The 14,990-nt window shown below is 74.8% G+C and carries 10 protein-coding genes; 7 read left to right on the top strand and 3 right to left on the bottom strand.

The genetic code is table 11. The annotated features are described in order from the left end of the window. The first annotated feature begins 82 nt into the window (after positions 1–82). The 3 genes from AC6EXY_RS24495 to AC6EXY_RS24485 all read left to right on the top strand — a co-directional run bounded on the left by AC6EXY_RS24495 (position 83) and on the right by AC6EXY_RS24485 (position 2,966). Entirely contained in the window at positions 83–1,045 is a 963-nt protein-coding gene (locus tag AC6EXY_RS24495; protein WP_101832625.1) for a PspA/IM30 family protein, read from the top strand. 56 nt (positions 1,046–1,101) lie between these two features. Continuing rightward, positions 1,102–1,926: a phage shock envelope stress response protein PspM gene (gene pspM / locus AC6EXY_RS24490; RefSeq protein WP_101832624.1), complete on the top strand. Its 825-nt coding sequence runs from the start codon at positions 1,102–1,104 to the stop codon at positions 1,924–1,926. A gap of 542 nt (positions 1,927–2,468) precedes the next feature. Continuing rightward, positions 2,469–2,966 (top strand): RNA polymerase sigma factor, encoded by a 498-nt coding sequence (locus AC6EXY_RS24485; protein ID WP_243407683.1) that lies wholly within the window; start codon positions 2,469–2,471, stop codon positions 2,964–2,966. 5 nt (positions 2,967–2,971) lie between these two features. Here the strand turns inward: AC6EXY_RS24485 and AC6EXY_RS24480 are convergent, their stop codons facing one another. From AC6EXY_RS24480 to AC6EXY_RS24470, 3 genes are read right to left on the bottom strand one after another with little or no spacing between them, the layout of a single operon-like run. Next, the gene (locus tag AC6EXY_RS24480) at positions 2,972–3,928 is read right to left on the bottom strand and encodes a DNA-formamidopyrimidine glycosylase family protein (protein ID WP_101832622.1); all 957 of its coding nucleotides are present in this window, start codon (positions 3,926–3,928) and stop codon (positions 2,972–2,974) included. Then, positions 3,915–5,552 carry an MFS transporter gene (locus AC6EXY_RS24475; RefSeq protein ID WP_101832621.1) on the bottom strand — a complete coding sequence of 546 codons (1,638 nt, stop codon included), beginning with the start codon at positions 5,550–5,552 and terminating at the stop codon, positions 3,915–3,917. Before AC6EXY_RS24475 ends, AC6EXY_RS24480 begins: the two co-directional genes overlap by 14 nt. Next, positions 5,549–10,312: an ATP-dependent helicase gene (locus tag AC6EXY_RS24470; RefSeq protein ID WP_101832620.1), complete on the bottom strand. Its 4,764-nt coding sequence runs from the start codon at positions 10,310–10,312 to the stop codon at positions 5,549–5,551. The genes AC6EXY_RS24475 and AC6EXY_RS24470 overlap by 4 nt, the downstream gene beginning before the upstream one ends. A 211-nt stretch (positions 10,313–10,523) precedes the next feature. Between AC6EXY_RS24470 and AC6EXY_RS24465 the strand changes: the two genes are divergently transcribed. The 4 genes from AC6EXY_RS24465 (at position 10,524) to rny (ending at position 14,863) form a co-directional block, all read left to right on the top strand. Next, a complete protein-coding gene (locus tag AC6EXY_RS24465; RefSeq protein WP_499818528.1) occupies positions 10,524–10,718 on the top strand; it encodes a DUF3046 domain-containing protein in 195 nt (64 codons plus the stop codon). 168 nt (positions 10,719–10,886) lie between these two features. Further along, complete coding sequence (gene recA, locus AC6EXY_RS24460; protein ID WP_101832619.1) at positions 10,887–11,927, top strand: recombinase RecA; 1,041 nt, start codon at positions 10,887–10,889, stop codon at positions 11,925–11,927. 3 nt (positions 11,928–11,930) lie between these two features. Then, a complete protein-coding gene (gene recX / locus AC6EXY_RS24455; protein ID WP_101832618.1) occupies positions 11,931–12,509 on the top strand; it encodes a recombination regulator RecX in 579 nt (192 codons plus the stop codon). A 356-nt stretch (positions 12,510–12,865) separates the two neighbouring features. Next, the gene (gene rny / locus AC6EXY_RS24450; RefSeq protein WP_101832617.1) at positions 12,866–14,863 is read left to right on the top strand and encodes a ribonuclease Y; all 1,998 of its coding nucleotides are present in this window, start codon (positions 12,866–12,868) and stop codon (positions 14,861–14,863) included. The last annotated feature ends 127 nt before the right edge of the window (positions 14,864–14,990 follow it).

Here is a 14,990-nt window from a genome sequence, read left to right as displayed (position 1 = left end):
CGGGCCCGGTCTGACGTCTTGACGACGCGATTGGGCCGTCCTCGGGCCCACCACCCGGGCCGCGTCGTGCGACGATCGTGGTATGGCGAATGTCGTCCGCAAGATTGCCCGGTATCTTTCGGCGTCGGCGAATCGCAGGTTCGACGAGCGAGCCGATCCGCGCGTGCAGATCGACCAGGCCATCGAGGAGGCCCGCCGTCAGCATGAGGCGCTGGTCCAGCAGGCGGCGCTCGTCGTCGGCAACCAGCGGCAGCTGGAGATGCGCCTGGCCCGGCAGGCGGAGGAGGTCGCGAACCTCACCGAGTCGGCGCGCTCGTCGCTGCTGCTCGCCGACAGCGCCCGGGCCGCCGCAGACCCGGCCCGCGCGGCCGGCTACGAGGAGACGGCGCAGGCCTTCGCCAGCCAGCTGGTCTCCGCCGAGGGTTCCCTGGAGGACCTCAAGAACCTGCACCGCCAGGCGGCGTCCTCGGCGGCCCAGGCGCGCACCGCGGTCGAGGACAACACCGCGCGGATGCAGCGCCACCTGGCCGAACGGGCCCGGCTGCTGACCCAGATCGAGCACGCGGCCATGCAGGAGCAGATGACCCGGGCGATGGAGGGCATGTCCTCGCTCGCGCCGTCCGGTGACACACCGAGCCTTGCCGAGATCCGCGACAAGGTCGAGCAGCGGTACGCCGTCGCGCTCGGCCGCCACGAGCTCGCCTCGCAGGGCATGGATGCGCGGATGGTCGAGGTGCGGCGCGCCACGATGGATGCCCGGGCCCAGAGCCGGCTCGCGGAGCTGCGGGGCGCGCTCGGCACGGACGGTCCGGGTGCTCTGGGCGCTGGTGGCCCCGGTGGCGCGGGCGGCGATCTGGGGGCGCCGGCAGTGACCGGCGGGGCCGATCCGCATCGCCCGTCCCTGGCGAAGGGGCAGGGCGCCGGTGCGAACGGGCATCCCGAGCATGACGCCCAGCAGGGCCTGCCGCCCGGTGCCGGCGGCGCCAGGTCCGCTGGCGCGCCGCCGCCCGGTTCCCCGGCGGGCGGTTCTCCGGTGGCCGGCTGAGCCGGCAGGGACGGGTTTCGCGGCGGCGCCGGCCCGGGACGAGGAGCGACGACGGCATGAGTGGTTCGGGCGGGTGGGACCAGGGACTCGGGCATCTGCGGGCGGTGTTCGACGCCCGCTCAGCGGGTGACGCCAGCATGGCGGCGCGCCGCGCGGCGTCGGCCGCCGGTCCCGCGCTGCCGGACTGGGCTGGTGCCGGCTACGAGCGATGGTCGTTGCGGCGGGCGCAGCGCCGCGCCGGCCGGGGCCGGCGATGGGCGCGCCGTTGGTCGGCGGGCAGCGCCACGCTGTGGGCGGCGGTGGCCGCCCTGTCGACCGTGCCGGCGGTGTTGGACCGGTGGGAGTGGCTGCTGCTCGGCGCGGTGTCCGCGGCCCGCGCGGCTCTCGCCGGGCGCGAGCTGGCCGAGCTCGGCCGGGACGAGGACGCCCTGCCGATGCCGACCGCCGCGGCGCCGGGGCCATGGGAGCTGCGGGGTTCGGCCGCGGCTGAACCTCTGCGGCGCGGCGAGGCGGCGCTGGTCGCCCTCGCCGCGATGACGCGCTCGATCGCCGAGAGTCCCGCCCGCGTGTTGCTGCGGGGTGGGGTCGCCGGTGGCGCCGAGCTGGTCGACGGGCTGCGTGCCGGGGCGGTGCGGGTGGTGGCCTGCGAGTCGGCGGCGCGCGCGGTGGCCCATCCCGATCGGCGGGCCGAGCTGCTGCGGACCCGCGACGGCCTGGTGGCCACGATGACCACGTCGGTGGCGACCTTCGACGATCTGCTCGTGGCGGCGGCCGAGGCGGTCGGCAGTGTGTCGACCGCCGCGCCGGGACTGGAGCGGCTGCGGGCCGACACCGAGGTGCTGCGCGAGTACGCGGCGGCGCTGCGGGCCCTGACCGGCTGAGCCGACCCGCGCGGGTGTTCGGTCCGGTACGAGCGGCCGGGCCGGAGCCATCGTGTCGCCAACGCAACTGGGTGGCACCTTGGGGTGGGAGATCGCCACGTTTACGGTGGGTTCACCGATCACGCTACGTAGTACATGGCGGTTTGGCATGCATGACGGTCGTGCTGATGGCGCGTCTGACGTGGGTTTACTCGTTGTTTGCCACCTTTTGGTGGCTTTAATCCGCCCAGAGATCAACGGCGTAGGGCTTGCCGTGTGTACGGTGCGTACTCGTTGGGCGTTGCGCTCGCGCCGCCGAGTGGGCCGGGGCTGGCCTACCCAGGAGTGGATGTGTAATGTCCGGCTTGTCCAAAGTCCGCTGCTTGGCAGGCAGCGGGCGTACAAGACCAAGGCGTGTCGCGGTTCGACCGGTGCTGGCGCGTACCGGATCCGGCCGTGATGACGCTGGGGGGTGGCGCGGTCCGAGCACGTCTGAGGTGGACTTACCCGTGACCTGCCCTGCCGGGGAAATGCCCCCGGTTGAATCCGCAATCGCACCATCCGTGGCCGAGCTGGACCGGCCCTACAGCGAGCAGCGCTGGTCGCTGATGCTGCCCCACCGGGAGCGGCTGATCCACATCGCCCGCCGTCGGCTGCCCAGCAAGGCGGACGCCGAGGACTGCGTGCACGAGGCGTTCATCCGCGCCGCGGGCTTCCGTGATCTTGATGCGAACCGGGTTGGCCAGTTTCTGACCACCACGGTGCTGCGTCTGTGCGTCGACCATCACCGGGCCCGACAGCGGGCCGAGCGGGCCGTGGTCCGCGGCTACCTGCAGCCGTGGGAGCCGGCGCCGGACGACGCCGTGTGCGACCGGGCGGAGGCTCGCTGGCTGCTGTCCCGGGCGGGAACCCTGCGGGGCCGCGAGCGTCAGGTGATCATGGCTCGTGCCGCCGGGATGAGTACCCGGGAGGCCGCGGCCGACCTGGAGATCAGCCTCAAGGCCGCCGAGGGCGCCTTCACCCGCGGTCGCGCCCGGCTGATCTCCTTCTCCCGAAACTGACCAGCTCAGGCACGACCTCCGCCGGCAGGACGCCGACGGCGGCCGGAGCGGAACTCGCCGCCCCGGCCGGGAGGCTCACGACCGGTGACGGCTCCCGCGGGAGCCGTCGGCCCCGCCTGGCAGCGGGGACACCAGGTGGTACGCCGGCCTTCCTCGCCGATCCGGTCGGTGGTTCGGTCCGGGTCGGCGGTTCGGTTCGGGCCGGCAGGTCGGTGCGGGCCGGGCGAGCGAGCCTGGTCGGCCACGAGGATCCTGCCTGCGCACCGCCGGCAGGTCCGGCCGGCCCTGCCATAGACCCAGTGCTCCTCCCCGGGACGGGTGGAGCCCGTCGTGACCTGATGCCCGCCGTGGGCGCCGGCCTCGATCATCGCCTGGGCTCGACGCACGAGCCCGGCCAGGTCGGGTACGTCGCCCACGGGCGTCCACGGCGAGACACCGGCGAGGAAACACGCCTCGGTCCGCCAGATGTTGCCCAGGCCGGCGAGCAACCGCTGGTCGAGCAGCGCGGCGCCGATCGGCAGGTCAGGCCGCGTGCGCAGCCGGGCGACGGCGGCGGCCAGGTCCCAGTCGGGGCCGAGGACGTCCGGGCCCAGGTGACCGACCGCGTCCTGCTCCCGGCTCGTCGCCAGCAGCTCGACGGTGACCAGCCGGTAGCCGGTCGCTACGCGGGAGCTGGTGGTGAGGATCGCGCGGATCTGCCAGTCGGGACCGCCCGAGGCGGGCGCGCCCGGCCGGTGCAGATACCAGGCGCCCTCCATCCCGAAGTGGGTGTGCAGCGTCAGCCCGCCGTCGAACCTGGTCAGCAGATGTTTGCCGCGCGCCGCCACGGTGCTGATCCGCTGGCCGGACAGGTCGGCCGCAGCCAGCCGGGGCACGCGGAAGTCGCTGCCACGCAGCGTCTCGCCGGCGAGCGCGGCGTTCATGCGCCGGGCCGCCCGCCACACCGTGTCACCCTCCGGCATGGCCGTCCGCCCTCCCGGGCCTGCCCCGCGCGGCGTGCGTGGCGGTCTCGTGCGCCGTGGTGTCGTGCGTGGCGGTCTCGTGCGCGGTGGTGTCGTGGGCGGTGGTCTCGTGCGCGGGCAGCCGGCGCAGGGCCACGAGCGAGCCGAGCAGCCCGAGCAGGACGGTGAGCCCGAACGCGACCGCGAGGCCACCGTCCGGCGCGCCCGTCCGCGCCTGGCTCGCGGCGACCGCCACGCCGCTGACGCCGGCGCCGAACGCGGTGCCCAGATTGTCCGTCAGGGCGACCGCGGTGCTGGCCGCTCCCTGGCGGTGAGGCGGCGTCCGGGCCAGGACCAGCGTGACGATCGTCGAGTACGACATCCCGATGCCGAGCCCGGCGATGCCCCAACCGCCGATCGCCACCGGCAGCGGTACCCGGCCGGGCAGCAGGACGGTGGCGAAGACGGCCGTGCCGAGTGCGACCAGGCCGAGCCCCCAGCCGACCAGGGTGCGCTCCCGGACCCGTTTCGCCAGCCGGGCCTGCGTCCACGCACCCGCGGTCCAGCACAGCGTCGCGCTGGACACGGCGAGCCCGGCCGTCGTCGTCGACGCGTGCCGCACCGCGGTGATCGACAGTGGGACGAAGGTGTCCGCGCCGAAGAAAGCCCAGGTCAACAGGCCTCGGCACGCCACGGCGGCCGGCACGCCCGGGCGCAGCAGCAGGGTGCCGGCGGGCAGCAGGCGGCGCAGTGGGCCCAGGCCGCAGCCGATGCCGGCCGCGACGAGGGGCAGGCCGAGCAACGACCAGCTGGTCAGGCCGGCGAGGATGAGGCCCGCACCGGCACTCACCCGCACCGCGGCCACCACGGGCGCCCGCCCGCCCTCGCGGGGCGCGCCGGCAGCGTCCCTGGGGGCCCGGTCGGCATCGTCCTCGTCGGCATCGTCCCCGTGCAGCCAGCCGGCATTGTCCCCGGGGGCCGCGTCGGGGCCGGTCGCGGGAGGGCCGCCGGGAAGCGCACGCAGGGCCCGCAGCGGGATCAGGCCCGCGACGACCGTCAGCGGCAGCAGGCCGCCGAACACCCAGCGCCAGCCGACATGCGCGGCCACCAGCCCGGACAGCGCCGGACCGCCGAGCCCCGGCACGACCCAGGCCGAGGCGAGAAGCGCGAAGACCCGGGGGCGCAGCGCCGCGGGGTAGACGCGGCCGATCGTCGCGTAGGCGACGGCGGGGATCGCGCCGCCGCCGAGACCCTGCAGGCCACGCGCGGCGACGAGCACCGGCATCGTCGGCGCGACCGTGGCCAGGGCCAGCCCCGCGCCGAACAGCAGCAGTCCGGCGGCGAAGGGCCGAGCCGGGCCCACCCGGTCGGCATCCGACCCGGCGAGCACGATTCCGACCGTCGTGCCCAGGAAGAACGCGCTGGTGGTCCAGCCGTAGAGGCTGACACCGCGCAGCTGCGCGGCCACCTCGGGCAGGACCGTGACCACCGCCAGCGCCTCGAACGCGACCAGCGTGATGATCGTGACCAGGCCGATCGTCAGCGCCCGGATCCGCCGGTCGGTCAGCGTGCTGATCGGCGGATCCGGGCCCCCGACGGCCAGGACGCGGGCCTCGCCCGCCGCCGTCCGCGGACCCTGGCTCATGCCTGCAGCCGCAGGCCGCGGGGCGTGGGACGGAAGCCGGCCCGGGCGAGGGCCGCGCCGACCGCGCTCGACCCGACCGTCGCGCCGTCGGCCTTCTCGACGGTCAGCCGACCCAGCTGACCGTCGACGACCGCCGCCGCCAGCGCGTCCGCGGCGAGCCCGACGACGTGCTCGTCCCCGCTCCACGACAGCAGGGAGCGACCGCCGCGCTCGACGTAGAGGACCAGCTCGCCGCCGACGAGCACGACCAGCGCGCCCGCCTTGCGGCCCGGGCGGTGCCCGGCCGGGTCGGCTCCGGTTCCCGGCTGCGGGCGCGCCGGCCAGGGCAGCGCCGCCCCGAACGGGTTCGCCGGGTCCGTCGCGGCCAACACCACGGCCCCGGCCGGCCCGGCCCCGTCGCCGGTCCTGCCCCGCCGCGAGCCGTCCAGCGGCCCGGCGCCGGGACCAGAGCCGGCGCCGAAACCTGGTCCACCTCGTGGTTCGGCGCCCGGACCGGACCCGGCGACCGAGCCGGGCCGCTCGGCCCAGGCGGGCGTCGCGTGGGCGTCATGCTGGGCCGCGGCGACGGCGCGCAGCCGGTCGACGGCGCCGGGGACGGCGAACTGGGCGGCGCCGAGCGACTCGACGAAGTAACCGCGCCGGGCCCGCCCAGCGTCCTCGAACGCGCTCAGCACCCGGTAGACCGCCGCGAACCCGCCCGGGACGTGCTCGCTGGCCACCGCGCCGCGGGTCACGATGCCGTGCCGATCGAGCAGCGCCTCGGCCTGGGCGTGGCCGCGCCGCGTCGGGTCCTCGTCACGTTCGGGTAGCAGCGACCAGCGTCCGGCCGCGGTCGGCGGGCCGGTCCGGCGGGGCAGCACCGGCCGGCCGGGGCGGGACCGGGCCGATCGGGGCCGCGGGGTGCGCCGCCGCGCCGCGCCGCCGGTCGCGCCGAGCACGACCCGCAGCGGCGCGAGCGTGTCATTGGTGACCAGGCCCGCCCAGACCAGATCCCACAGGAGGGCGGTGAGCGCGGTGTCGTCGTGCGAGCCGACGCGGTCCGACAGCGTGCGGAAGAACAGCGCCGCTCCGTCGGCCAGCGCGTCCAGGACGGACAGATGGGCCGGTCCCGCGGCGGCGTCCGGATCGGGCGGGGGCAGCAGCAGGCCGGCCGCGTCGGCGGTGACCAGGGTGAGCCACCCGTCGCCGCCCGGCAGGCCGCCGGACCCGGCCCAGTGCACCTCGCCGGTCGAGCACAGCTCGTCGAGCATCGCGGGGGAGTAGTCGCCGACCCGCGCCGGCAGCACGAGCGCCTCCCAGGCGCTGGCCGGGATCAGCGCGCCCTGCAGCTGCTCGACCACCCGCAGCACGCCGTCCACCCCGCGGCCACGACCGCTGGTCACCCCCTGCCAGGCCGGCAGGAAGGCGCCGAGCGCGCGGGTCGGGGTGGGCTCGATCTCCCTGCGCAGGGCCGCGAGGCTACGCCGGCGCAGCATCCGCAGGACCTCGGCGTCGCAGAACTGGATGCCGGCGCGGTCGGGATGCAGCTCGCCGCGCACGAGCCGACCTCGCGCGACGAGCGCCTCCAGCACGCCGAGGACCACCGCGGTGCCGAGCCCCAGCCGCCGCGCCGGCTCCTCGGGGTCGAACGGGCCGTGGGTACGGGCGTACCGGGAGATCAGATCGCCGAGCGGATCGCGCACCGGCTCGGTGAAGGCGGCGGGCACGCCCACCGGCAGGGCCACGCCGAGCGCGTCGCGCAGCCGGCCGGCGTCCTCGACCGGCACCCACCGCTGCTGCCCGGCGATGCGCACCCGAAGGATCCGCCGCGCGTGTTCGAGCTCGGCGAGCCACGCCTCGGTGGCGCCGCGGGCGACGGCCTCCTCGGTGGTCAGGTCACCGACGATGCGCAGCAGGTCCGCGACCCCCTCGGCGTCGCGGGCGTGACGATCCGGGGCGAGGCGGGTGAGCTCCGCGCTGACCTGGGCCAGCGCCGCCGGGTCGAGCAGCTCGCGCAGGTCGGCCTCGCCGAGCAGCTCGGCGAGCAGGGAACTGTCCAGCGACAGCACCTGGGCGCGGCGCTCGGCCAGCGGCGCGTCCCCGTCGTAGAGGAAGGCGGCGACATAGCCGAACAGCAGCGCGGAGGCGAACGGCGACGGCGCCGGCGTCTCGACCTCGACGACCCGCAGCGAGCGGGCCGCGATCTCGCGCATCAGGCCGGCGAGCGACGGGGTGTCGAACACGTCCTGCAGGCACTCCCGCATCGTCTCCAGCACGATCGGGAAGTCGTCGAAGGCCGCCGCCACGGACAGCAGCTGGGCGCTGCGCTGGCGCTGCTGCCACAGCGGGGTGCGCCGGCCCGGCGTGCGCCGCGGCAGCAGCAGCGCCCGCCCGGCACACTCACGGAACCTGCTGGCGAACAGGGCACTGCCGCCGATCTCGGCCCGCACGATCGCGTCGACCTCGTCCGGCTCGAACACCGCGAGATCGGCGCCGGGCACCTCGGCCGCGTCCGGGATGCGCGCGACGATGCCGTCGTCGGTGTGCATGACCTGCACCTCTGTGCCGTAGCGGGCGCGCAGGCGGGCGCCGAGCGCGAGCGCCCACGGGGCGTTGACCGGCGCGCCGAACGGCGAGTGCACCGCGAGACGCCAGTCGCCGAGCTCGTCGCGGAAGCGTTCGACCACGAGGGTCCGGTCGTCGCTGAGGTGCCCGACGGCGCCGCGCTGCTCGTCGAGGTAGCGCAACAGGTTCGCGGTGGCCCAGGCGTCGAGCCCGGCGGCCCGCACCCGCTCGCCCGCCGCCGCCGCGTCGAGCCGGCCGAGCTCGCGCAGGAACGCGCCGAGCGCCCGGCCAAGCTCCGCGGGCCTCCCGGGGGCGTCACCGTGCCAGAACGGCAGCCGTCCCGGCCGCCCCGGCGCTGGGGTGACCAGCACCCGGTCGGCCGTGATCTCCTCGATCCGCCAGCTCGACGAGCCGAGCAGCACGACGTCGCCGACCCGCGACTCGTACACCATCTCCTCGTCGAGCTCGCCGACCCGGCTGGCCTTCTCCCCGACGAGGAACACGCCGAACATGCCGCGGTCGGGGATCGTGCCGCCGCTGGTCACCGCGAGCCGCTGCGCGCCGGGACGACCGCGCAGCGCCCCGGTCGCTCGGTCCCAGGTGATGCGGGGACGCAGCTCGGCGAAGGCGTCGGACGGGTAGCGGCCGGCCAGCATGTCGAGCACGCCCTCGAACACGGCCGCCGGCAGCGAGGCGAACGGGGCGGCGCGGCGGACCAGCGCGCCGAGGTCCAGGGCGTCCCAGTCCTCCATCGCCGTCATCGCCACCACCTGCTGGGCGAGCACGTCCAGCGGGTTGCGCGGATAGCGCAGGCCCTCGATCGTGCCGGCCCGCATCCGCTCGGCGACGACCGCGCATTCCAGCAGGTCGGCGCGGTGGCTCGGCAGCACCACGCCCAGGCTCGGCGCGTCCACCTGGTGCCCGGCGCGCCCCACCCGCTGCATGCCGGCGGCGACGCTCGGCGGCGACCCGATCTGTACGACCAGATCCACCGCGCCCATGTCGATGCCCAGCTCCAGGCTGGAGGTCGCCACCACGGCGGGCAGCCGGCCGGCCTTCAGATCCTCCTCGATGAGCTGGCGCTGTTCCCGGCTGACGCTGCCGTGATGCGCGCGGGCCACCTCCGGCCACGCCGGGTCGACGCGCCCCTGGCCGGCCTGGCCCATGGCGGCGGCCGGTGCCGTGCGCGCCGTGCCCCTCTGCGGCGCCGAGTCCCCGCCGTCTGCCTCGAGCAGCGCCGCCAGCCGGTCGGCGTGCAGCTCGTTCAGCCGGGCGCACAGCCGCTCGGCGAGCCGGCGGGAGTTCGCGAACACGATCGTGGACGAGTGCGCCAGCACCAGGCCGAGCACCCGCTCCTCGACCGCCGGCCAGATCGACGCCCTGGGGGTGACCGCCGCGGCGGAGCCGTCGGGGACGTCCTCGGCGCCGGGGCCGGCCAGGTTCGCCATGTCCTCGACCGGGACGACGACCTCCAGCTCCAGGGTCTTGGCCGCGGGCGGGCGCACCACGGTGACCGGGCGCGCACCCCCGAGGAAACGGGCGACCTCCTCGACCGGACGCACCGTCGCCGACAGCCCGACCCGTTGCGCGGGCGCGTCGAGCAGCGCGTCGAGACGCTCCAGGCTCACCGCCAGGTGGGCGCCGCGCTTGGTGCCGGCGACGGCGTGCACCTCGTCGACGATCACCGTGCGCACCCCGCGCAGCGCCTCCCGCGCGGCACTGGTGAGCAGCAGGAACAGCGACTCCGGCGTGGTGATCAGGACGTCGGGCGGTGTGCGGCCGATCTCGCGGCGCTGGGCGGCCGGGGTGTCTCCCGACCGGATGCCGACGGTGACCTCGGGCTGGGGAAGCCCGAGGCGCTGGGCCGCCCCCCGCATTCCCGCCAGCGGCGCCCGCAGGTTGCGCTCGACGTCCACCGCGAGCGCCTTGAGGGGGCTGATGTAGAGCACCCGGCAGCGGCGGGTGGGCTCGGTCGGCGGCTGCGAGCGGGCCAGCGCGTCCAGCGACCAGAGGAAGGCCGCCAGTGTCTTGCCCGATCCGGTGGGCGCGACGACCAGCGCGTTGCCTCCGCCGCGGATGGCCTGCCAGGCCCCGCGCTGGGCCGGCGTCGGCGCGGCGAAGGCCGCGCGGAACCACGCCCGCGTCGGCGCGGAGAACGGCGCGAGCGGATCGGCGGCCTGCTGGTCCGGCTGGTCGGCGGGGCTGTCGGTGGGCACGCAGACCAGTCTGCGTCGCCGCTGCGACAGTTTCCTCCGCTCGCCCGCTTCGTCCCACGCCCGCGCCCCGTGCCTCGGCCTGCTCGTCCCCGTCCTTCGGCCATCGCTGCGCCATGTCACCTCCCTCGCGTCGCGGGGGCTCGCGTCGTGGGGCCTCGCGTCGGTGGGGCGCGTTGGACTCGTCCTCGGCGGCGCGGTGCACACTGGCGGGGTGCGGTTGACCGAGTTCTGGGCAAGGATGAACAGCCAGTTCGGCGCCAGCTACGTGGAGTCGTTCGCGCGGGATCACGTGCTGGCCGGGCTCGGGGGAGCCACGGTGGAGGCGGCGCTGGCCCGGGGCGACGATGCCAAGGCCGTGTGGCGGGCGGTGTGTGAGGAGTTCGACGTGCCCGCGCGGAAGCGCTGAGCGCCCCACTCGGCGTGTCCTGTCGACCGTCGAACGCCTGTTCGGCTAGAGTTGTCCCCATGCGGCTACGTGTCCACAGATCAGCCCCGGCCCTCGAAACTGTCGGACCCACGGCCTAACGTCACCACCGTGGCCAAGAATCGACGACCTCAGCATGGAGTAACTCCAATGGCGGCAGGGCTCGACCGCGAGAAGGCGTTGGAGAACGCCCTCGCTCAGATCGACAAGGCGTTCGGCAAGGGCTCGGTCATGCGGTTGGGGGACGACTCCCGGCCGCCGATCGAGGCCATCCCCACCGGCTCGATCGCGCTCGACGTGGCGCTCGGCATCGGCGGGTACCCACGTGGGCGCATCATCGAGATCTACGGGCCGGAGTCATCCGGAAAGACGACCGTGGCGTTGCACGCCGTCGCGAACGCGCAGGCGGCCGGGGGTATCGCCGCGTTCATCGACGCCGAGCACGCGCTCGACCCGGAGTACGCGGGCAAGCTCGGGGTCGACACCGACAGTCTGCTCGTCTCCCAGCCGGACACCGGCGAACAGGCGCTGGAGATCGCGGACATGCTCGTGCGCTCCGGTGCGCTGAACATCATCGTCATCGACTCGGTCGCGGCCCTCGTCCCGCGCGCCGAGATCGAGGGTGAGATGGGCGACAGCCACGTCGGCCTGCAGGCCCGGCTGATGTCGCAGGCGCTGCGGAAGATGACGGCGGCGCTCGCGAATTCCGGCACGACCGCCATTTTCATCAACCAGCTGCGCGAGAAGATCGGCGTCATGTTCGGCTCGCCGGAGACCACCACCGGTGGAAAGGCACTGAAGTTCTACGCCTCCGTGCGCCTGGACGTGCGTCGTATCGAAACGCTCAAGGACGGCACGGAGGCTGTCGGTAACCGCACCCGGGTCAAGGTCGTGAAGAACAAGATGGCCCCGCCGTTCCGGACCGCCGAATTCGACATCGTCTACGGCGGCGGTATCAGCCGTGAGGGCTCCCTCATCGACATGGGGGTCGAGCACGGCATCATTCGCAAGTCCGGTGCCTGGTACACCTACGATGGCGACCAGCTCGGTCAGGGCAAGGAGAATGCCCGGTCGTTCCTGCGGGACAATCCCGACCTGGCCAACGAGATCGAGAAGAAGATCAAGGAGAAGCTGGGCGTCCTGCCTACTCTCGAGTCCGACGCCGTGGCGCCGGTCCCGGTCGATCTGTAGCCGATGCGGTCCGGTCGGCGTGATGCCGAGCGTCGCCCGGCCGAGGCTCCCGGTGCCGCCGGCGGGTCGGCAGCCGACCCGATCGAGGTCGCCCGCGAGATCTGTCTGCATCAGCTCGCCGCGAGGGCGCGCAGCCGAGCCGAGCTGGCCACGACTCTGCGGCGTCGTGGCGTCGCGGACGAGGTCGCGGAGGTGGTGCTCGATCGGTTGACCGCTGTCGGGCTCGTGGACGACAGTGCCTTCGCCGCTGCCTTCGTGTCGTCCGCGCGCGCCCAGCGCGGGCTGGGGCGGCAGGCCCTCGCCGCGGAGCTGCGCCGCCGTGGTGTGCAGCCCAAGGTCGTCGAGGAGGCCACCGCGGTCGTCGAGGAGTCGGACGAGGAGGAGACCGCCCGTGACCTCGTCCGTCGCCGGCTGGCGTCCATGGGGCGGCTGCCGGTCGAGGTGCGGGCACGGCGCCTGGTCGCGATGCTGGCCCGTCGGGGCTACTCGATCGAGCTCGCGGTCCGGGTCGTGTACGAGCTGGTCGGTGCGACCGACGACGGCGAGGACGAGCCGCCCGAGCTGGACGATCTCGACGGGTAGGGCGTGGCCGGCGGGTAGGGTGAGGGGGATTGCGCCTGCCGTCAATGTGACGAATTTCTTGACCAGGGAATGCGTCCGACCTATTCTTCCTGAAAGGTGACAGGATCCCGCGGTGACGCGGTGCAGATAGCTCGTCCAACTTCACACGGAGGCAGCCGCCGCGCGCGGATGCCCTGGTCGGTGTGTGTGGCAGGTGGTCTCCATTGCCGTCCTGTCCATCGTGCCGGCGTGGGCCTCGTAGCGCCATAGGCCCGTTCACCGCCGCTCTCCACGACTGTTTCGCGCCTGGTCGTGGGTCCTTCGCCGCTCCAAGTCCAGCCCGTTCCGCGGGCCTGGTGACCGCGGAAGGAGCAGCGATGGACAGCGTTCTGGTCATTCTCCTGTCACTCGTTCTCGTCGTGCTCGGCGCTCTTATCCTGATCGTGGCCCGGCTGGCGGGGGTGGACCGGCGTTCCCTGGTCGCGCTGCGCGCGCCGGCTCCGCGGCGGGCCCCGGGCCCCGTCATCGCCGCCGCGGCGGTCGCGACCGGCGGCGACGAGCCCGCGTTGGACGACGATGGCGAGCCCATGGTGCGGGTGCTGCCCGCCGGGACTGCGGGGGCGGCCCCGGCGGCCTCGGACGCTTCGACCGTCGTCGCGGATGCCGGCGGGGCTGAGGCCACGGCGTCCGCGCCGGAGGCGGTCACCGAGCCAGCGCGGGCGTCCGCGCCGGAGGCGGTCCACGAGCCGGATCCGGCGGCACCGGGGGAGGAGGTACGGGCGAAGGAGCGTCCAGGGGTCGCGGCGGAGGCCACGCAGGTGCTGGCCCGCGCCGAGCGGGAGGTGCGGGAGCGGCTCGCCCGGGCCGAGCGGGAGGCCGCCGCGGTCCGCCGTCGCGGCGAGGAGGAGGCCGCCGCGCTGCGCGATCGGGTGCTGGCGCAGGCCAGGGCCGAGGCGGCCCGGGTGGCGTCCGCGGCGCGGGAGGAGCTGGCCGCCGTTCGGGCGCAGGCCGCCGCGTCCCGGGCAGCCGTCGAGGATGATCAGCGGTCCAGGCGTGCTGAGCTGGCGCGCCGTGAGAGCGAGCTTGGCGCCCGGGAGCAGCGGGTCGAGCAGCGCGGCGCCGGGCTGGACGAACAGGCGACCGGACTGGCCGAACGGGAGCGGGAACTGCGGGAGCGGGAGGCCGAGATCGCGCGCCGGGCCGCGGCGGCGGGCGATCTGGAGGCCGCCCGCCAGGCGGCACTGGAGCGGATAGCCGACCTCACCGCGGCCGAGGCGCGCGCCGAGCTGGTCACGGCCATCGAGCACGACGCGAGACGCGAGGCCACGCTGCTGGTCCGCGAGATCGAGGCCCGCGCTGAGGAGGAGGGCGAGCAGCGGGCCCGCCGGATCGTGACCACGGCCATCCAGCGGGTCGCCTCCGAGCAGACCACCGAGTCCGTCGTGACCGTGCTGCACCTGCCGGGCGACGAGATGAAGGGGCGGATCATCGGCCGGGAGGGGCGCAACATCCGGGCCTTCGAGTCGGTCACCGGCGTGAACGTGCTCATCGATGATACGCCGGAGGCCGTGCTGCTCAGCTGCTTCGACCCGGTCCGGCGGGAGATCGGGCGGATCACGCTGGCCGCGCTGGTGTCCGACGGGCGCATCCATCCCCACCGCATCGAGGAGGAGTACGCCCGGGCGCAGGTCGAGGTCGAGGAGCGCTGCGTGCGGGCGGGCGAGGACGCCCTGGTCGAGACCGGGGTCTCCGAGATGCACCCGGAGCTCGTCACCCTGCTCGGCCGGCTGCGTTACCGGACCAGCTACGGCCAGAACGTCCTCGCGCACCTGATCGAGAGCGCGCATCTGGCCGGGATCATGGCCGCCGAACTGCGGATGGCGCTGCCGCTGGCGAAGCGGGCGGCGCTGTTGCACGATCTCGGCAAGGCCCTGACCCACGAGGTGGAGGGCTCGCACGCTCTCATCGGCGCCGACATGGCGCGCCGGCACGGGGAGAGCGAGGAGGTGGTGCACGCCATCGAGGCCCACCACAACGAGGTCGCCCCGCGGTCGCTGTGCGCCGTGCTCACCCAGGCCGCCGACCAGATATCCGGCGGCCGGCCGGGGGCTCGCCGCGACAGCCTGGAGTCGTACGTGAAGCGGCTCGAGCGCATCGAGCAGATCGCCGGCGACCGCCCGGGCGTCGACCGGGTGTTCGCCATGCAGGCCGGCCGCGAGGTGCGGGTCATGGTCGTCCCGGAGCAGGTCGACGACGCGGCCGCCCACCTGCTCGCCCGCGACGTCGCCCGCCAGATCGAGGACGAGCTCACCTACCCCGGCCAGATCCGGGTGACCGTCGTCCGCGAGACCCGCGCGGTCGGAATGGCCCGCTAGGCCCGTCTTCCGCACATGGGGCTTTGATGCGTTGACGGGCCCGTATGTCGATCATGGTGGGCGGGTTGGGTCGACGCCGAGGATGTCGAGGAGGTGCTGGTGCAGGTGTGGTGGGCGCGGGATGTAG

It is taken from the genome of Frankia sp. RB5 (assembly GCF_059816245.1).
The sequence above is the reverse complement of the archived record's forward strand: the minus strand, read 5'-3'. Positions and strand labels throughout refer to the sequence as shown.